The sequence below is a fragment of the Streptococcus sp. 27098_8_22 genome, from assembly GCF_041432415.1.
In the GTDB taxonomy this organism is placed as follows: domain Bacteria; phylum Bacillota; class Bacilli; order Lactobacillales; family Streptococcaceae; genus Streptococcus; species Streptococcus pseudopneumoniae_M.
This window is the reverse complement of the sequence record NZ_JAPVZP010000001.1, coordinates 43,806-62,091: the sequence shown is the minus strand read 5'-3', so window position 1 is coordinate 62,091 and position 18,286 is coordinate 43,806. Positions and strand designations below refer to the sequence as shown.

Here is an 18,286-nt window from a genome sequence, read left to right as displayed (position 1 = left end):
GATGAGAAATGTAACGGTTGCAGCTATTCAGATGCAATGCGCTAAGGATGTGGAAACGAATATCCAAACAGCTGAACGTTTAGTCCGTCAAGCTGCGGAGCAAGGAGCCCAGATCATTCTTTTACCAGAATTATTTGAACGTCCCTATTTCTGTCAGGAACGTCAATATGACTACTACCAGTATGCCCAGTCGGTTACAGAAAATACGGCTATTCAGCATTTTAAATCAATTGCCAAGGAACTAAAGGTCGTATTGCCCATTAGTTTTTATGAAAAAGATGGTAATGTCTTGTATAATTCGATAGCTGTCATTGATGCTGATGGAGAAGTACTAGGTGTTTATCGGAAGACTCACATTCCTGATGACCATTATTATCAAGAAAAGTTCTATTTTACTCCAGGAAATACTGGTTTCAAGGTCTGGGATACTCGCTATGCCAAGATTGGTATTGGGATCTGTTGGGATCAGTGGTTCCCTGAAACAGCCCGTTGCCTTGCCTTAAATGGTGCAGAATTGCTCTTTTATCCAACAGCCATTGGTTCGGAACCAATTTTGGATACAGATAGTTGTGGACATTGGCAACGTACCATGCAAGGGCACGCAGCAGCTAATATCGTTCCAGTTATCGCAGCCAATCGTTATGGTATGGAAGAAGTCCAACCTTGCGAGGAAAATGGTGGCCAAAGTTCTAGCCTTAACTTCTATGGTTCATCCTTTATGACAGATGAATCAGGAGCTATCTTGACCCAAGCAGAACGACAAGGCGAAGAGATCTTGTTAACTACGTATGATCTTGATAAAGGTGCAAATGAGCGCCTGAACTGGGGCTTGTTTAGAGACAGAAGACCAGATATGTATAAAGATATTGTCAGATGAAAAAGCCTATCGTAGGCTTTTTTCTGTAGATACTATAATAATTTTTTGATAATGGCCTAGGATTCTGATAAAATGGGATATAAGAAGTTTTAGGATTTTAAATGACAGTTTTTTAAAATTGAAACATTTTGAGAGGTAAAATATGATTACAGGAGAATTAAAGAATAAGATTGATCAGCTTTGGGAAATGTTATGGACAGAGGGAAATGCGAATCCTTTGACTAACATTGAGCAATTGACTTATCTTTTATTTATGAAAGACTTGGATAGGGTCGAACTTGGACGAGAAAATGATGCTGAATTTCTAGGTATTCCCTATGAGGGAATTTTCCCAAAAGATAAACCCGAGTATCGTTGGTCAACCTTTAAGAACTTAGGAGATGCGCAAGAAGTTTATCGCCTGATGTCACAAGAGATATTTCCATTTATTAAGAATATGAAGGGGGATACTGACGATACAGCTTTTTCACGTTATATGAGGGATGCTATTTTTCAAATCAATAAACCTGCTACCTTACAAAAGGCTATAGCGGCTCTGGATGAGTTACCTACGGATATAAAAGATATTGGAGATATCTATGAGTATCTATTGTCAAAATTATCTCAGGCAGGGGCAAATGGTCAATTTCGTACTCCTCGTCATATCATCGATATGATGGTTGAACTCATGCAACCGACAATTAAGGATATTATCTCAGATCCTGCCATGGGTTCTGCAGGATTTTTGGTTTCAGCTAGTCGCTATTTAGACCGTAGAAAAGAAGAGTGGCAGACAAATATAGACAGTGTAAAGCATTTCCACAATACCATGTTTCATGGGAATGATACGGATACGACAATGTTGAGACTTGGGGCTATGAACATGATGCTCCATGGGGTTGAAAATCCCCAAATTAGCTATCTAGATTCTCTCTCTCAAGATAACGAAGAAGCTGATAAATATACTCTAGTTTTAGCCAATCCACCTTTCAAAGGATCTCTTGATTATGATTCAACCTCTGGAGATTTGTTGGCTACGATTAAGACTAAGAAGACAGAGTTGCTTTTCCTTGCTCTTTTCTTACGCACTTTGAAGCCAGGTGGACGTGCAGCTGTTATTGTACCGGACGGTGTCCTATTTGGCTCCTCTAAAGCTCATAAAGGGATTCGTCAGGAAATAGTTGAGCACCATAAACTAGATGCAGTTATTTCAATGCCAAGTGGTGTTTTCAAGCCTTATGCAGGGGTTTCAACCGCTATCCTTATCTTCACTAAGACTGGAAATGGTGGAACGGATAAGGTTTGGTTTTACGATATGAAAGCAGACGGTCTGAGTTTAGATGATAAACGCCAGCCTATCAACGAAAATGATATTCCAGATATTATTCAACGATACCATCAATTAGAGAAAGAAGTAGATCGCAAGAGAACAGACCAGTCCTTCTTTGTTCCAGTTGATGAGATTAAGGAAAATGATTTTGATTTGTCCATCAATAAATACAAAGAAATCGAATATGAAAAAGTTGAGTATGAACCAACAGAAGTCATCTTAAAGAAAATCAATGATCTAGAAAAAGAAATTCAAGCTGGCTTAGCAGAGTTAGAAGAATTACTAAAGTAGGGAGATGAACGTATGAAAAAAGTGAAGTTGGGGGAAGTGATTTCTCTAAAAAAAGGTAAAAAAGCTGATATTCATACTTTACAAACCAGTCAAAGTAAACGTTATATTCAAATCGATGATTTGAGAAATGACAATAATTTAAAATTTACTGATAGTTTAAATATAACTGAAGTTCTCCCTGAAGATATTTTGATAGCATGGGATGGCGCTAATGCAGGAACAATTGGATATGGACTGTCAGGTGCTATTGGCAGTACTATCACAGTCCTAAAACAGAATGAATATTATAAAGATAAGATTTTATCTGATTATTTGGCTCTATTTTTAGAAAGTAAGTCACAGTATTTACGAGATCGTGCAACAGGGGCTACAATTCCTCATTTGAACAAGAACATATTATTAAATCTACAGTTAGAATTGTTACATCCTGAATCTCAAGATAATATTGTTAAGACCCTTAATATAATCAAGAGAGTTATTGCCAAACGAAGATTTCAGTTAAATGAATTGAACTTGCTCGTAAAATCCCGATTTAACGAGATATTTGGGGATCCTGTTTTGAATGAAATGAGATGGGAAATTGAAACACTTAATAAAATTGGAACCATTGGACGTGGTGTTTCTAAGCATAGACCACGAAATGCTTCGGAATTATTTGGAGGAATCTATCCGTTTATACAGACGGGAGATGTAGCTAATTCAGGAAACTATATTGTAGATTATCATTCTACATATTCTGAGTTTGGTCTTAAACAAAGTAAACTGTGGGATAAAGGAACATTATGTATAACTATAGCAGCTAATATAGCTAAAACAAGTATATTGGCTTTTGATTCATGTTTTCCAGATAGCATTGTTGGTTTTATTCCGGGAGAAAGAACCAATAATATATTTATTCATTATTGGTTTAGTTACTTTCAAAAGATACTAGAAAGTCAAGCTCCAGAATCAGCACAAAAGAATATAAATTTAAAAATATTAAGTGAACTCAAAGTAATCCTCCCCCCTCTTTCCCTCCAAAACGAGTTCGCAGACTTTGTGGCTCAGGTTGACAAATCACAATTGGCAATTCAAAAATCACTAGAAGAACTTGAAACTTTGAAGAAATCTCTCATGCAAGAGTATTTTGGCTAATATTCTGTCATTGTAATTACGGTAATTATTTGTTATAATACTTCAAAGGAGGAAATCAGATGGTAGTAAAAACAAGAAAACAAGGAAATTCAATCACCATTACCATTCCGAGTGAATTCAATATTCCAAGTGGTGTTAAATACGAAGCGAAATTGTTACCAAGTGGTGAAATCATCTTTACTCCCGAAGAGTCTGGACATCAGATTTCTTATGTATCTGATGATGCCTTTGACTTAAATTTGGATAAAATCTTTGATGAATACGATGATATTTTCAAAGCATTGGTGGAAAAATGACAGTCTATCTTACAGAAAGGCAAATCGAGAAAATCAATGCTTTAGCAATTCAACGGTATTCACCTAATGAAAAAATTCAGACAGTTAGTCCTTCTGCCTTAAATATGATTGTCAATTTACCAGAACAATTTGTTTTTGGCAAACCTCTTTATCCAACAATTTTTGATAAGGCAACGATACTTTTTGTCCAATTGATTAAGAAGCATGTTTTTGCCAATGCTAATAAACGAACGGCTTTCTTCGTTTTGGTGAAATTTTTACAATTAAATGGTTATCGTTTTTCTGTAACAGTTGAAGAAGCGGTCGCTATGTGCGTGACTATCGCAGTAGAAGCCTTGACAGATGAAAAGTTAGCTTCCTACACCAAATGGGTATCTGAAAATTCATTTAGAGTTAATGGCAAGAATTAAGTTTGGATGTTTAAATCCTAAAAGTAAAAAAAGTTAAACAGACAGTATTAGAATTCTGTAATGCAGAAAACTAATATTGTCTCTTTTTATTGAAATAATGAAAGTGAGAATATATGGAAACAAAAGTGACAATCATCATTCAAGAAATGTTACCCCTTTTAAACAATGCACAATTACTAGCATTGCGGGAGAGTTTAGAGCGCCATTTAGTGAATGGTGTAAATCAACAGAAGTATACCAATAATTCCTTGTTAGCCTTGTTCATTACTGCTAAACAGGTGGAGGGGTGTAGTGCAAAAACGATTCGTTATTATCAAAGGACCATTGAAAATTTATTTACAAGCATAAAGCAGTCTGTAACACAACTGACAACAGATGATTTGAGAAGATATCTAGCACAGTATCAGTCAGAAAAAGATTGCAGTAAAGCAAATTTGGACAATATTCGACGCATCTTGTCTTCGTTTTTTGCTTGGCTTGAGCAGGAGGAATATATCATCAAAAATCCTATTCGACGGATTAAAAAAATAAAGACAGAACAAACTGTAAAGGAAACTTATACGGATGAACATCTTGAAATCATGCGAGATAATTGTGAGAACCTAAGAGATTTGGCAATGATTGATCTACTAGCTTCAACAGGAATGCGCGTGGGAGAGCTTGTGCAGCTGAATCGCTCAGATATTGACTTTGAGAATCGTGAATGTGTAGTATTTGGGAAAGGTAAAAAGGAGAGACCTGTTTATTTTGATGCTCGTACGAAAATCCATTTAAAAAACTATATCAATAGCAGAGAAGATAATCATCCAGCTCTTTTTGTTACTTTGCTTGGAAAAGCCCAGAGACTCGGAATAGCTGGTGTTGAGATTCGATTAAGAAAGTTAGGACAAAAGCTTGGAATCCAAAAAGTCCACCCACATAAATTTAGAAGAACACTAGCAACAAAGGCAATTGATAAGGGAATGCCTATCGAACAAGTCCAAAAACTGCTAGGTCACAGCAAAATTGACACTACTCTAGCTTATGCTATGGTAAATCAAAGTAATGTGAAACATTCCCATCAGAAATTCATCTCTTAAGTGCAAATCCCGATATTTCGAGGAGGTGGTCGCGTGAAGAAAGTGAAGTTGGGTGATCTTGGAAAAATTATTACAGGAAATACACCTAGTAAAAAACTATTGGAATTTTATAATAGCAATGATATCCCTTTTATAAAACCAGATGACTTTAAAACTATAGATGAAACTTCGTCATCAAAAGGGAATAAAAATTATATTTCTGAGAAAGCACGAAACAATGCAAGAATCGTCCCCAAAAATTCGGTATTAGTAACTTGTATAGGTATAATTGGTAAAGTTATGATTTCTGAATCTGAATTATCATTTAATCAACAAATTAATGCAATTGTTCCGAATGAATTAATTTTATCTAAATATTTAGCATATTTATTGCTATATAATAAATCTAAATTAGATTTTATTTCCAATGCGCCCGTTGTCCCAATAATCAATAAAACTCAATTTTCGGAGTTTGAAGTTACGTTCCATGAAGATATAGATGTCCAAGAAAAAATTATTCAGAATTTAGAGAATTTAGATAATCAGATTTTAAAAAGAAGACATCAATCAAAATTACTCTTAAATCTTGTAAAATCCCGATTTAACGAGATGTTTGGGGATCCTGTTCTGAATGAAATGGGTTGGGAAAAACATGCTTTAAAAGAATTTGGAATATGGAAAAGCGGTGGAACTCCTAAAAAAAATGAAGAAAAATATTTTAGAGGACATATTCCTTGGATTACATCAGGAGAACTAGAACATAAATACATTGATGATTCTTCTGAAAAAATTACAGAAAAGGCAATTGAATGTAGTTCTGCAAAAATAATTGAAAAAGGTAGTTTATTACTAGGAATGTATGATACTGCGGGTTTAAAATCATCAATCAATACTAAAGTAATGTCTTGTAATCAAGCTATTGCTTTCGCAAAATTAGATGATAAAATCACGAATACTATATATGTTTATTATGTAATTCAAAATTTACGATCCATGCTATTGAATCAACAAAGAGGCGTACGTCAAAAAAATTTTAACTTATCGATGATTAAAAATATTGCCATCCCCCTCCCCCCTCTTTCCCTCCAAAACGAGTTCGCAGACTTTGTGGCTCAGGTTGACAAATCACAATTTGCTTGTCAGATGGCTATAAAACTGTGGAGAAATAGCTTAAAATCTAGTATAATATAGCTATCTATTTAGTCAAAGTGAGAGAAAAATGGGAAATTTTGATTTTCTTTTAAATAACGAGGAGTATGAATCTTTTTCGAGGCCCTGTATAGAAGCTGAAAATATGATTGGAGCATCCACTGTAGCGACAGCTTTCATGGCTCGTCGTGCCTTGGAGCAGGCTGTTCATTGGATTTATAGCCATGATTCCTATTTGGAAGCCCCTTATCGTGCTACCTTGTCTTCATTGGTGTGGGATGATGACTTTAGAGAAATCGTAGATCCAGAGCTTCATAGTCAGATGGTTCTCTTGATACGTTGGGGCAATCATGCTGCTCATGGTGGGGAGATCAAGGAACGTGAAGCGATTTTAGCCTTACATCATTTGTACCAGTTCGTAAACTTTATTGATTACTGCTACAGCAATGAGTTTGTGGAACGTTTTTTTGACGAGAAGTTATTGCCAATTTCAGAGAATGTCAAGAAAAGAGAAACACCACAAGCCATGGTGGAACTGCAAGACAGTTTACCTGTTATGCCCGACTTTCATGAACAAATGGCTGTACAGTCCTTGGAAGTTCAAGAGAATTATACAGAAAAACGTGAAACTGCTGCTCAACGGCAAGAGGTTTCCTTTCATATCGATCAGTTATCTGAGGCTGAGACGAGAAAACTTTTTATTGACATTGATTTACGATTAGCGGGTTGGAAATTTGAAGAAAATTGTCGAGTTGAAGTCGCTGTTAATGGACTGAAACACGGTTCAGGAACAGGTTATTGTGATTATGTCCTTTATGGTAAAAATGGAAAGATTTTAGCAATTATTGAAGCTAAAAAGGCTGCAGTTAATCCAGAAGTTGGTGAGGTACAAGTCAAGGAATATGCTAATGCGCTAGAGGAAAAAATAGGTTACCAACCGATTTGTTTTATTACAAATGGCCTCAAGCACTACATTCTTGATGGTGTAAATCGTCGCCAGGTCGCAGGATTCTATTCTCAAGAAGAATTGCAATTATTGATGGACAGACGGCATTTGCAAAAACCTCTGGAGGATATTTCTAGTAAAATCAGAGACGATATTTCTGGCCGATATTACCAGAAACATGCGATTGCAAGTGTTTGTGAGGCTTTTTCCAACAATCGAAGACAAGCTCTTTTGGTAATGGCAACTGGTTCTGGGAAAACTCGAACAGCAGTTTCTCTTGTTGATATCCTATCACGTCACAATTGGGTCAAAAATGTTCTCTTTCTAGCTGACCGAACATCTCTTGTAAAACAAGCCTATGATTCATTTAGAAAATTACTTCCAGATCTTTCGGTTTGTAACTTTTTAGAGGATAAAGCTGGGGCACGATCAAGTCGTATGGTATTTTCCACTTATCCGACCATGATTGGAGCTATTAGTGATCAGGAAGAAGTTATTCAACGTCCTTTCACTGTTGGTCATTTTGATCTTATCATTATTGACGAGTCCCATCGGTCTATTTATCAAAAATACAAGGCCATTTTTGATTATTTTGATGCTAGAATCGTAGGGTTAACGGCCACACCTCGTCAGGACCTTGATAAAAATACTTATGGATTTTTTAACTTGGAAAATGGTGTTCCTACCTATGCTTATGATCTTGAAAAGGCTGTTGAGGATGGATACTTGGTATCCTATCATTCGATTGAAACCAAGTTAGAATTACCTACAGATGGGCTTCATTACGATGATCTATCCCAAGAAGATAAAGAATATTTTGATAGCCAATTTGAAGATGATAGTCTAGAAAAAGACATTGATGCTGGAGCTTTTAATTCCTTTATTTTTAATAAAGGTACAGTAGAGATTGTTCTAGATGAACTAATGACGAGAGGGATTCAGACGGCTTCGGGTGATGAGATTGGAAAAACTATCATCTTTGCCAAGAATCATCATCATGCTGAATTTATTAGAGAGATTTTTAATAAACGATATCCTGAAAAGGGGAGCGACTATGCTCAGGTGATTGATTACAGTATTAAACATTATCAGACCTTGATTGATGATTTTAAAATCAAAGAGAAATACCCTCAAATTGCAATTTCAGTTGACATGTTGGATACAGGTATTGATGTTCCAGAGGTTGTCAATTTAGTCTTTTTCAAGAAAGTGCGATCAAAAACAAAATTTTGGCAGATGATTGGTCGTGGAACCCGTCTCTGTAAAGATTTGTTTGGACCTGATCAGGATAAGGAAAACTTTTTGGTATTTGATTATGGTGACAACTTTGAATACTTCAAAGCAGATCCTAGAGAAGGAAATGGACGTCATATTGTTCCCTTGGCACAGCGTTTGTTTAATATCAAGGTGGACTTGATTCATGAACTGCAGGATCTTCACTATCAAGAGGATTCATTTGCAAGAGAGTATCGTCAGCAACTGGTCTCAGAACTTCATAGACATGTAGAGGACTTGAATGAGTTAGACTTTAGGGTTCGTATGGTTCTAGATACGGTTTATACCTATAAGAAATTAGAAAATTGGCAAAATCTTACAACGATTTCATGTGAAAATCTTCATACTCATATATCTCCTCTCATGTTTGATGAAGATAAAGAAAATGAAATGGCGAGACGATTTGATTTATGGATGTTAGAAATTCAAGTAGGACAACTAACCTCTAAGCCATCACGGACTCATATATTTCAAGTTATGAAAACTGCTCAGGCTCTTGCTTCTGTTGGCAATATCCCTCAGGTCTTTGCACAGGCTGAAATTATCAGGAAAGTTCAAGAACCTGAATTTTGGGAGGAAGTAAGCTTGTCTGAACTTGAAAAAATACGCCTTTCTCTAAGGGATTTATTGCAATTATTGGATAAAACGAGCCGAAAGGTATATTATGTCAATTTTGAAGATCGAATTCTGTCTACTGTATATGAAACCACTCCTTATTTGCAGGTAAATGATCTTCGATCCTATAACGAAAAAGTTGAGCATTACTTGAAAGCTCATTTGGATGAGGAAGCAATTTCTAAATTGTATCATAACAAGAAGTTGACTCCTCAAGATTTATTAGATTTAGAAACTCTATTATGGGAAAAATTAGGAAGTAAAACTGACTATCAGCAGCACTATGAGAACAAGGCTATTCCTAGATTGGTTCGTGAGATTATTGGTTTGAATAGAGAGGCCGCTAATCAAGTGTTTTCTAAGTTCTTGTCAGATGAAAGCCTTAATGCTAAGCAAATTTCTTTTGTGAAATTGATTGTCGATTATGTCGTTGAAAATGGTTGTATGGATAAGTCTATCCTGACACAAGAACCGTTTAAATCTTATGGATCCGTACAAGTACTATTTCAACATCAAATACCAGTATTGAGGAATATTGTCCAAACAATTGACTTAATCAATAATCGCGCCGAAGAAGTAGCTTGAATATAGAAAGAGAACTACCATGCAAACACAAGAAGAAATGAATGTGCTAGTACCTGAAAAACTAGCAGAAATTGAGCGTGATTATGGTGTTACAGTATTGTGGACAATTGAGTCTGGTAGTCGTGCTTGGGGCTTTGAGTCTCCTGATAGTGACTTTGATGTACGTTTCATATATAAGCACAAGCAAGATTTTTATCTAAGCTTGAACGATCATCGAGATGTCATCGAACTACCAATTGACGATACATGGGATGTGAGTGGTTGGGATTTGGACAAGGCTTTAAAGTTGCTTTATAAGTCAAATCCAACCCTCTTTGAGTGGTTACAGTCACCAATCGTTTACCAGCAAGATGCAGATTTTATTAACCGTATCCGTCCGCTTGCCAGTCAGTATTTTTCCGAGAAAAAGATGCTCCACCATTACTTGAATACTGCTAGAACTCAAATGAATAAGTATCTTTCAGGAGATAAGGTCAAACCTAAAAAGTTTTTCTATGCACTTCGTCCCATTTTAGCTTGTCGTTGGATTGAAAAACATCACTCTGTTCCACCGATTTTATTTGATGATTTGGTCAAAGAACTCCTCCCTGATGAAATGAAAGAGCATGTGTCTAGATTGCTTGATATAAAGGTAAAGGGACCTGAAGGTATGGAAATTGAGCCTATAGAGCCAATTCAGGACTTTATCATCAAAAATATCCAAGAGCTGGATGGCTACGTTCAAAGTGTTACAGAGGAAAAGAAAGACTGGAAAACTCTCAATCAATTTTTCCTTGAAGAATTAAGTCGTGACTGAGGTTAATTATGGGAAAATGGACTTGTAGATGTGGTCAAGCAATGAACGACCACAAAGCCCCTGATCCAAATGCTTATTCGGTTTATTCGGATGAGCTATTAGTAGAAATCATGAATAAAAAAGATGGTAATGATACAATTTCCTATGAAGACATTTCAGAGGCTTCCTTCTATATGTGGAAATGCCCAAATTGTGGTAGTTTTATGGTCTTTGGTGAAGAGGATAATAAAGATTGTTTCACTTTTTATGAGCGCCAGACCAGTGCAAAAGCAGAACCACTTTTCGATCCTGATCAAGAGTTAAATATTGTAGTTGTTGAGTTTCAAGAAGGTGGAAATGGTTATACTTATATCTGTGACGACCCAACTATTCATGTCGGGCATGGTGTGATTGTTCCAACCGGGAAGGAAAATACTGAAAAAACTGCTTTAGTTGTCCAGAAGTATCATGCCCTACCAAAGGATATCACTTTTCCCGTCGAAAAGTTAAAACGTGTCATTCGTAGGTATACAGATTTTGATCCACTGACTTCTACAATAGTTTGTGCAAATCTAGTTAAACATGGAAGGATTTTAGATGCTTGCTTTAAAAAAGTAAAAGTAGATTCTAAACAAATCTACAATGGAATCAAAACTCCCTTGGGACACTTTTGGTTAGAGTTAAATGGAGTTCCTAGTCCAATGAAAGTCTCTCACAAATACAAGCCAGAGATAAAAAGTATCAGGTGGATGGTGCCTTTTATATTAAGCCCGCCAAAGTAAACTATAGAAAATTCTTCATACTAGAGTTATGTGCAGATTTTGATATTGACGCCTCTCGTTGGATTGACGTTCTATCAGATGAAAATGTTTGGGGAAACACCTGGGAAATGAATGGCCTTCAATTTGGAATTACTGCAGGAGAGTCCCCAGAATTTGAAGATGAAGTAGTTGCAAGAAAATTTAGCCGTATCCCACTTTATTATGACTGGCATCCAGAATTTGAAGACTATTATGGCTTCAGTATAGCCTGGAAAAAATACGATTCTGATAGTGATTTGTCGATTGATTTCTATACAACATAAGCTGGAGGAGAATAAGCATGAATCAAGCCTGGGAATTATTGTTTGAGGGGAAGATTGAAGAGGCCAAGAAATTAGTCTCAGAAACTTTCTCATTAGAAACTTGCAAGGATTACAGCCTTCTCAATTTGATGGGTTATATCAAGCTCTTTGAAAAAGACTATAAAGAAGCTTTACTGATTTATCAAAAATATCTTGAAATAGCAATATCAAGTCAAGATAAAGAAAATGAACATATAGGCTATCACCAGTTAGCCATGGTTTATCGTGAAATGAATGACTATCAAACAGCTCTTAACTATATCGATAAAGAGCGAGAAGTTATTGAAGATTCTTTTTCAGAGGATGCACTCAAATCTTCTGTCAATAATTATGAGCAAGGTTATTTACGATTAAAACTAGGGGAAATAGCAAAAGCAATCATGTATATGGAACAGTCCTTAAAACAAGCATTACAAACAGATGATCTGATAGCTCAAGCATGTTCCTATAGAGGTTTAGGTGAGATTTATTCTGCTGAAAATTCAGAAAAATCGCAAGAGAATTTTTTACAAGCTATCGAACTTTTTGAAAAAGCTGGCGATCAGATCGGAGCACAAGAAGTTAAAAGCTTATTAAACAAGAAAAAGTAGCCACCTCAGGCTACTTTTTAAAATTCTTTGTAAACATAAGTATTTTCGGGTTTGTCTACTTTGATGAAGGACTGGACTTCAAGGGTTGGGAGGACTTGGTTGAGTTCTTTGTGGTAGTGATTGCTAATCTTACCTTTGACTCTCACCCAAGTGTTATTTTCGTACTGATTGGTGTTTCCTGTAGTCAAAAGTCCAAAGACTCCTGAATCAGCGATACAGTGCATAATACCAAAGCGAAAAACAAATTGACTATTGGTATGATTTGGATCGTTGTAGACAAATCCAGTAAACTCGATTTCCTTACCTTCAAATTCGTTTGGAAAATCGTAGATAGCTTCCATGACCTCCAGGTAATTTTCATCATTGATAACTATACTAGATTGAGCTAAGTATTTATCAGCACTCTTACGAACAGTGTCTACATAAGCTGTGTGTGAATAAAACATACTCGTATCTGGTTTAAGATACTGACTGCTAGTTCCTTCACTTGCTTGGATTGCCTTATCAGTTCCTTCCGACAAAGGGAAATAATATCCTTTGGCCGATACTGTTTGCGAATCTAGAGCGACAGTTGGAAATGTAAATCCAACTAACAAGGGCAAACTTAAGAGGACAAAACTAGCAAGCTTGGCTGAAAAACTATGTAAGTGACTATGTTCTTTCAAACGCTTGAAGCAAATATAGGCTTGAACGATGGCTAGTAGCAAAGATAAAGACATAGTGATATAAGCCAGGTAAGAGTAGTGGAGGTTTAGATACTGATTGAGCTTACCTGATAGATGTAGATGAAGGGTTAAGAAAAAATAACTCATCAAAATAAAAAATCGTATCATAGCATCACCCCGACTATATAAGAATAGACAAGAACAACAAGAGTTACGATGGTCATGAACTGCCAGATAAAGCGAGTTTTGAGATAATTCTTCATCATGAGTAGGTTCTTGACATCAAGCATGGGACCTATAACTAGAAAGGCAAGCACTGGAGCAAAGCCAAAACTTGATAGAAGAGAAGATCCGATAAAGGCATCCGCTTCACTACAGAGAGATAGTAGGAAGGATAAGACCATCAGAAGAACAATTGCAAGTAGTGGTGTTGCACTGATAGAAGTCAGAATCCGAGTTGGTACATAGACCTGGACAATGCTGGCAAACAGACAGCCAAAAACCAAGTAACGCCCCATATCAAAGAATTCATCAATAGCTTGGATGAAGATCTGAAGAAGTTTCTGACCTGAAGTCAAGTGAGAAAAATCATGCTCATGACAAGCCAATCTATTTTCCTTTTGGATAGGTCCCTCCCAGACAAAACCAAGAAAGATACCCAATATAGTAGCAACTAGAATCGCGCCCAAAGCACGTAGTAACACCATTTTAAATGAATTACCAAAGGCCGAATAAGTCGCAAAGAGTACGATGGGATTGATGATTGGAGCTGTGACCAAAAATGGGACAGCTGTATAGCTTGGAACCTTTTTTTCCAAGAAACGATTGATGATCGGAACAATTCCGCACTCACAAGATGGGAAGAGAAACCCTATAAATGTACCAAAAAAGATTCTCCCCAAGCGATTTTTAGGGAGAAATCTATAAACTTTCTCAGGAGTCACATAGACTTCGATAGCACCAGAAATAATGCTTCCAATCAAAATGAAGGGTAGGGCCTCAATGATGATTGATAGAAAAATAGCGCCAGCTTGTAAAATACTCGAAGGCAGACTTTGAAAAATCGTCATCTATTTTTTCTTTTCTGCCTTATCTTTCTTTTCTTTATCGTCTGGAAATGTCACTTGTTTCAAATCAGGGAGTTTAGCGAATTCTTCGAACATCTTATCTAAGTCATCAGTTTTTGTAAATTTAACAGCCATTGGGCATACCTCAATTCTAATCGTTTCCTCTATTATACTATTATTTCAGCCAAAAGGTTTAATTTTAAATTGTTAAGACCAATGAATTTTAATCTTCAACAAATACCAAGCTAACTGTGACATTAATGAAAACAAGCTTTCTTCCTTATGGTATAATAGTTCTATGGATAAAAAATATGAAAAAATTTCCCAAGATTTGGGTGTAACTTTAAAGCAAATTGATACGGTTTTGTCTTTGACAGCAGAAGGATCAACTATTCCCTTTATCGCTCGTTATCGGAAAGATATGACTGGAAGTTTGGATGAGGTTGCTATCAAGGCTATTATTGATCTTGATAAAAGTCTTACCAACCTCAATGATCGTAAGGAAGCGGTCTTAGCTAAGATTCAAGAACAAGGCAAGCTGACCAAGGAACTGGAAGAAGCTATCCTGGCAGCTGAGAAATTAGCAGACGTAGAAGAACTCTATCTACCTTTTAAAGAAAAACGTCGGACCAAGGCAACCATTGCTCGTGAAGCTGGACTATTTCCTCTTGCTCGCTTGATCTTGCAGAATGTAGATGGCTTAGAGAAAGAAGCTGAGAAATTTGTCTGTGAAGGATTTGCGACTGGTCAAGAAGCCTTGGCTGGGGCAGTTGATATTTTGGTAGAAGCTCTATCTGAAGATGTCAATCTTCGAGCTATGACCTATCAGGAAGTGTTGAGACACTCTAAAATCACTTCGCAAGTCAAGGATGAAAGTCTTGATGAAAAACAAGTTTTTCAGATTTATTATGATTTTTCAGAGACAGTTGGCAACATGCAGGGCTATCGAACCTTGGCTCTCAATCGTGGGGAGAAGCTAGGCGTCTTAAAAGTAGGTTTTGAACATGCGACGGATCGTATCCTAGCTTTCTTTGCTGCTCGTTTCAAGGTGAAAAATGCCTATATTGATGAAGTTGTTCAACAGTCAGTTAAGAAAAAGGTCTTGCCTGCTATCGAGCGCCGTATTCGTACCGAACTTACAGAGAAGGCAGAAGAAGGAGCTATTCAACTATTTTCTGACAATCTGCGTAATCTTCTCCTTGTTGCACCTCTTAAAGGGCGCGTGGTCCTTGGATTTGACCCTGCCTTTCGTACAGGTGCCAAGCTGGCAGTAGTTGATGCGACCGGGAAGATGCTGACGACACAAGTCATTTATCCAGTCAAACCAGCTTCGGCTCGTCAAATCGAAGAAGCTAAACGTGATTTAGCAGATTTGATTGGTCAATACGGTGTGGAAATCATTGCCATCGGTAATGGTACTGCTAGTCGTGAAAGTGAAGCTTTTGTCGCTGAAGTGCTCAAGGATTTTCCAGAAGTTAGTTATGTCATTGTTAATGAGAGTGGTGCGTCTGTCTACTCCGCTAGTGAACTTGCCCGTCAAGAGTTTCCTGAGTTAACCGTTGAGAAACGATCTGCTATTTCTATTGCTCGTCGCCTGCAAGACCCACTGGCTGAGTTGGTTAAAATCGATCCCAAATCCATTGGTGTCGGTCAATATCAGCACGATGTTAGTCAAAAGAAACTGTCTGAAAGTCTAGACTTTGTTGTTGATACAGTAGTGAACCAAGTCGGTGTCAATATCAATACAGCTAGTCCAGCCTTGCTTTCTCATGTCGCAGGGCTTAACAAAACTATTTCAGAAAATATTGTTAAGTATCGTGAAGAAGAAGGAAAAATCACCTCACGAGCTCAAATCAAGAAAGTCCCTCGTCTAGGTGCCAAAGCATTTGAACAGGCAGCAGGTTTCCTCCGTATCCCTGAAAGTAGCAACATCCTTGACAATACTGGTGTTCACCCAGAAAACTATGCTGCAGTCAAGGAACTCTTCAAACGTTTGGACATTAAAGACCTAAATGAAGAAGCGCAAGCCAAACTCAAATCTATTTCAGTTAATGAAATGGCTCAAGAGCTAGACCTTGGTCAAGAAACACTTAAAGATATCATCGCAGACCTTCTCAAACCAGGTCGTGATTTCCGTGATTCTTTTGACGCTCCAGTTCTTCGCCAAGATGTCTTGGATATCAAAGACTTACAAGTTGGGCAAAAGCTTGAAGGAGTTGTGCGCAACGTCGTTGACTTCGGTGCCTTTGTTGATATCGGTATCCATGAGGATGGTCTCATTCATATCTCTCACATGAGTAAGAAATTTATTAAACATCCGAGTCAAGTAGTTTCGGTTGGCGATTTGGTTACTGTTTGGGTGAAAAAAATCGATGCTGACCGCGAAAAAGTGAATCTGTCGCTTCTTGCACCAAATGAATCTAACTGATTACGTTAAACAGGTCTCTTTAGAGGATTTTGGAAAACCTTTCAAACACCAAGCTCAGTGGAATACTCGTCTGCGGTCGACAGGTGGACGATTTTTCCCAAAAGATGGTCATTTGGATTTCAATCCCAAAGTCTATCAAGAACTTGGTTTGGATGTGTTTCGAAAGATTGTCCGTCACGAGCTCTGCCATTACCATCTTTACTTTGAAGGCAAGGGCTATCAGCATAAGGATTTAGCCTTTAAGCAACTTTTAAAAGAGGTAGACGGTCTCCGCTTTGTTCCTCCCTTATCAAGTGCTAATAAAAAGCCAAACTTAGTCTATACTTGTCAGTCTTGTCGCCAAACCTATCAAAGAAAGCGAAAAATCGATACCAAGCGCTATCGTTGTGGTCTCTGTCGTGGTAAACTCCTCTTGTTAAATCGGCCTAAGGACTGATGTAGACAGTTTAGCTTAGTGCTATACTAAGATTAAGAAAACCGAAAGAGGTACAAATCATGAATACAAAATTTTATAAAATGAGAAGAAATCGTATGATATCAGGTGTTCTTGCAGGTCTATCTGATAAGTGGAATCTTGATGTAACCCTAGTTCGTTTCCTTTTTGCAATCTTTACAATCGCAAACTTTGGACTCGGAATTATTATCTACATTATCCTAGCTTCGATCCTACCAACAAAAGAAGATATCGAAGCTGAAATGTATGGAACAGGCCCACGCAAGATTAAAGAGGCTGAACCAATTAATGATAATGAAGGTTGGTTTTGGTAAATCAAATTAACTGTTTATATTTTGATAGCAAAAAAGATACCGCGCGGTATCTTTTTTAAATACTAAACAATTGTCCAAACAGATAGGTTACTCCCATGGTTAAAAGACCAATACAAAGGTTACGAATCATAGCTGTTTTGGTTGGTGCTTTTCCAAGTTTAGCACTGGTGTAGCCTGTAATCAATAGAGAAATCGCAACGATAAAAACAGTGGCAGGGATTCGGTAGTCACTTGGAAAGATCGTAATGGAAAGCATTGGTGGTAGGCTACCAAGTACGAAGGCAATAAAGCTAGATGCAGCAGCATGCCAAGGATTAGTAAATTCTTCGTACTCGATTCCGTATTTTTCCTCAACTAAAGCCTTGAGTGGATTTTTCAAAAAGGCTTTGTTGGTTAGTAGTTGAGCAGATGTTTCACACTCACCATTTTGAAGATAAGCTGCATAGAGGGATTTTTTAGCAGCATCCAAGTCCTTATCTAAAAGAAGTTGTTCGCGGGCTACAGCGGCCTCCTCAGTGTCTTTCTGAGTGGATACAGATACATACTCGCCACCAGCCATAGAAAAGGCACCAGCAAGAATTGCGGCTAAACCTGAGAGGAAAATAATCCAGATATTGCTTGTCGCACTGGCAACCCCGATAACAACTCCAGCGATGGAAATGATCCCGTCATTAGCTCCTAGTACACCAGCACGCAAGATATTTAAACGCCCTGCAAAGTTTGAATCAATTTCATGAGTAATTTCTGTCATAGTCTTCTCCTTCATATTCATTATAAAGTATGGGAGAAGTGAAAACAAACATTTTAAACTATCTGAAAAAAGTTCTACAATTCTAATAATAGCCATAGCTATTGCTTATGCAAAGATATAACAAAGTTGTATTTGTAACCTAGTGAAATAGGTGATACAATGAACCTAATGAAA

At 37.2% G+C, this 18,286-nt stretch carries 19 protein-coding genes; 15 read left to right on the top strand and 4 right to left on the bottom strand.

What is annotated here, in order from left to right:
* The first annotated feature begins 1 nt into the window (after position 1).
* From aguB to O3633_RS00235, 12 genes are all read left to right on the top strand, one after another.
* Positions 2–877 carry an N-carbamoylputrescine amidase gene (gene aguB, locus O3633_RS00285; protein ID WP_371619990.1) on the top strand — a complete coding sequence of 292 codons (876 nt, stop codon included), beginning with the start codon at positions 2–4 and terminating at the stop codon, positions 875–877.
* A 142-nt stretch (positions 878–1,019) separates the two neighbouring features.
* Complete coding sequence (locus O3633_RS00280) at positions 1,020–2,477, top strand: type I restriction-modification system subunit M (protein WP_371619989.1); 1,458 nt, start codon at positions 1,020–1,022, stop codon at positions 2,475–2,477.
* Between the two features lie 12 nt (positions 2,478–2,489).
* Positions 2,490–3,611 (top strand): restriction endonuclease subunit S, encoded by a 1,122-nt coding sequence (locus tag O3633_RS00275; protein WP_371619988.1) that lies wholly within the window; start codon positions 2,490–2,492, stop codon positions 3,609–3,611.
* A gap of 59 nt (positions 3,612–3,670) precedes the next feature.
* Complete coding sequence (locus tag O3633_RS00270; protein WP_371619987.1) at positions 3,671–3,907, top strand: AbrB/MazE/SpoVT family DNA-binding domain-containing protein; 237 nt, start codon at positions 3,671–3,673, stop codon at positions 3,905–3,907.
* Positions 3,904–4,317: a type II toxin-antitoxin system death-on-curing family toxin gene (locus tag O3633_RS00265; protein ID WP_371619986.1), complete on the top strand. Its 414-nt coding sequence runs from the start codon at positions 3,904–3,906 to the stop codon at positions 4,315–4,317. The genes O3633_RS00270 and O3633_RS00265 overlap by 4 nt, the downstream gene beginning before the upstream one ends.
* A gap of 113 nt (positions 4,318–4,430) precedes the next feature.
* Positions 4,431–5,396, top strand: a complete 966-nt coding sequence (gene xerA / locus O3633_RS00260; protein WP_371619985.1) for a site-specific tyrosine recombinase/integron integrase — start codon at positions 4,431–4,433, stop codon at positions 5,394–5,396.
* A 33-nt stretch (positions 5,397–5,429) separates the two neighbouring features.
* The gene (locus O3633_RS00255) at positions 5,430–6,566 is read left to right on the top strand and encodes a restriction endonuclease subunit S (protein WP_371619984.1); all 1,137 of its coding nucleotides are present in this window, start codon (positions 5,430–5,432) and stop codon (positions 6,564–6,566) included.
* A 28-nt stretch (positions 6,567–6,594) separates the two neighbouring features.
* Positions 6,595–9,945, top strand: a complete 3,351-nt coding sequence (locus O3633_RS00250) for a DEAD/DEAH box helicase family protein (protein ID WP_371619983.1) — start codon at positions 6,595–6,597, stop codon at positions 9,943–9,945.
* Positions 9,946–9,964: 19 nt separating this feature from the next.
* Positions 9,965–10,741 (top strand): nucleotidyltransferase domain-containing protein, encoded by a 777-nt coding sequence (locus O3633_RS00245; protein WP_371619982.1) that lies wholly within the window; start codon positions 9,965–9,967, stop codon positions 10,739–10,741.
* Between the two features lie 8 nt (positions 10,742–10,749).
* Positions 10,750–11,502: a DUF8617 domain-containing protein gene (locus O3633_RS00240; RefSeq protein WP_524539355.1), complete on the top strand. Its 753-nt coding sequence runs from the start codon at positions 10,750–10,752 to the stop codon at positions 11,500–11,502.
* Entirely contained in the window at positions 11,466–11,804 is a 339-nt protein-coding gene (locus tag O3633_RS10305) for a hypothetical protein (RefSeq protein ID WP_524539354.1), read from the top strand. Before O3633_RS00240 ends, O3633_RS10305 begins: the two co-directional genes overlap by 37 nt.
* A gap of 17 nt (positions 11,805–11,821) precedes the next feature.
* Entirely contained in the window at positions 11,822–12,433 is a 612-nt protein-coding gene (locus O3633_RS00235) for a tetratricopeptide repeat protein (protein ID WP_001070709.1), read from the top strand.
* A gap of 17 nt (positions 12,434–12,450) precedes the next feature.
* Here the strand turns inward: O3633_RS00235 and O3633_RS00230 are convergent, their stop codons facing one another.
* From O3633_RS00230 to O3633_RS00220, 3 genes are read right to left on the bottom strand one after another with little or no spacing between them, the layout of a single operon-like run.
* Positions 12,451–13,266 carry a TIGR03943 family putative permease subunit gene (locus O3633_RS00230; RefSeq protein ID WP_000617749.1) on the bottom strand — a complete coding sequence of 272 codons (816 nt, stop codon included), beginning with the start codon at positions 13,264–13,266 and terminating at the stop codon, positions 12,451–12,453.
* On the bottom strand, positions 13,263–14,168 hold the full coding sequence (locus O3633_RS00225) for a permease (protein WP_049529699.1): 906 nt from the start codon (positions 14,166–14,168) through the stop codon (positions 13,263–13,265). The genes O3633_RS00230 and O3633_RS00225 overlap by 4 nt, the downstream gene beginning before the upstream one ends.
* Positions 14,169–14,300, bottom strand: coding sequence for an SPJ_0845 family protein (locus O3633_RS00220; protein ID WP_000268695.1), 132 nt, complete (start codon positions 14,298–14,300; stop codon positions 14,169–14,171).
* Between the two features lie 163 nt (positions 14,301–14,463).
* On the opposite strand from O3633_RS00220, the gene O3633_RS00215 reads away from it, so the two are divergent.
* From O3633_RS00215 to O3633_RS00205, 3 genes are read left to right on the top strand one after another with little or no spacing between them, the layout of a single operon-like run.
* Entirely contained in the window at positions 14,464–16,593 is a 2,130-nt protein-coding gene (locus O3633_RS00215; RefSeq protein ID WP_049529698.1) for a Tex family protein, read from the top strand.
* A complete protein-coding gene (locus tag O3633_RS00210; RefSeq protein ID WP_371619981.1) occupies positions 16,580–17,029 on the top strand; it encodes a SprT family protein in 450 nt (149 codons plus the stop codon). The genes O3633_RS00215 and O3633_RS00210 overlap by 14 nt, the downstream gene beginning before the upstream one ends.
* Before the next feature lie 59 nt (positions 17,030–17,088).
* Positions 17,089–17,361, top strand: a complete 273-nt coding sequence (locus tag O3633_RS00205; protein WP_371619980.1) for a PspC domain-containing protein — start codon at positions 17,089–17,091, stop codon at positions 17,359–17,361.
* A gap of 55 nt (positions 17,362–17,416) precedes the next feature.
* Here the strand turns inward: O3633_RS00205 and O3633_RS00200 are convergent, their stop codons facing one another.
* A complete protein-coding gene (locus O3633_RS00200) occupies positions 17,417–18,112 on the bottom strand; it encodes a VIT1/CCC1 transporter family protein (protein ID WP_049529695.1) in 696 nt (231 codons plus the stop codon).
* Between the last annotated feature and the right edge of the window lie 174 nt (positions 18,113–18,286).

Excerpts from the sequence above, each read along its gene's own strand:
- aguB (WP_371619990.1), top strand. The coding sequence starts at position 2 with ATGAGAAATGTAACGGTTGCAGCTATTCAGATGCAATGCGCTAAGGAT.
- O3633_RS00280 (WP_371619989.1), top strand. The coding sequence starts at position 1,020 with ATGATTACAGGAGAATTAAAGAATAAGATTGATCAGCTTTGGGAAATG.
- O3633_RS00275 (WP_371619988.1), top strand. The coding sequence starts at position 2,490 with ATGAAAAAAGTGAAGTTGGGGGAAGTGATTTCTCTAAAAAAAGGTAAA.
- O3633_RS00270 (WP_371619987.1), top strand. The coding sequence starts at position 3,671 with ATGGTAGTAAAAACAAGAAAACAAGGAAATTCAATCACCATTACCATT.
- O3633_RS00265 (WP_371619986.1), top strand. The coding sequence starts at position 3,904 with ATGACAGTCTATCTTACAGAAAGGCAAATCGAGAAAATCAATGCTTTA.
- xerA (WP_371619985.1), top strand. The coding sequence starts at position 4,431 with ATGGAAACAAAAGTGACAATCATCATTCAAGAAATGTTACCCCTTTTA.
- O3633_RS00250 (WP_371619983.1), top strand. The coding sequence starts at position 6,595 with ATGGGAAATTTTGATTTTCTTTTAAATAACGAGGAGTATGAATCTTTT.
- O3633_RS00245 (WP_371619982.1), top strand. The coding sequence starts at position 9,965 with ATGCAAACACAAGAAGAAATGAATGTGCTAGTACCTGAAAAACTAGCA.
- O3633_RS00240 (WP_524539355.1), top strand. The coding sequence starts at position 10,750 with ATGGGAAAATGGACTTGTAGATGTGGTCAAGCAATGAACGACCACAAA.
- O3633_RS00235 (WP_001070709.1), top strand. The coding sequence starts at position 11,822 with ATGAATCAAGCCTGGGAATTATTGTTTGAGGGGAAGATTGAAGAGGCC.
- O3633_RS00230 (WP_000617749.1), bottom strand. The coding sequence starts at position 13,266 with ATGATACGATTTTTTATTTTGATGAGTTATTTTTTCTTAACCCTTCAT.
- O3633_RS00225 (WP_049529699.1), bottom strand. The coding sequence starts at position 14,168 with ATGACGATTTTTCAAAGTCTGCCTTCGAGTATTTTACAAGCTGGCGCT.
- O3633_RS00220 (WP_000268695.1), bottom strand. The coding sequence starts at position 14,300 with ATGGCTGTTAAATTTACAAAAACTGATGACTTAGATAAGATGTTCGAA.
- O3633_RS00215 (WP_049529698.1), top strand. The coding sequence starts at position 14,464 with ATGGATAAAAAATATGAAAAAATTTCCCAAGATTTGGGTGTAACTTTA.
- O3633_RS00210 (WP_371619981.1), top strand. The coding sequence starts at position 16,580 with ATGAATCTAACTGATTACGTTAAACAGGTCTCTTTAGAGGATTTTGGA.
- O3633_RS00205 (WP_371619980.1), top strand. The coding sequence starts at position 17,089 with ATGAATACAAAATTTTATAAAATGAGAAGAAATCGTATGATATCAGGT.
- O3633_RS00200 (WP_049529695.1), bottom strand. The coding sequence starts at position 18,112 with ATGACAGAAATTACTCATGAAATTGATTCAAACTTTGCAGGGCGTTTA.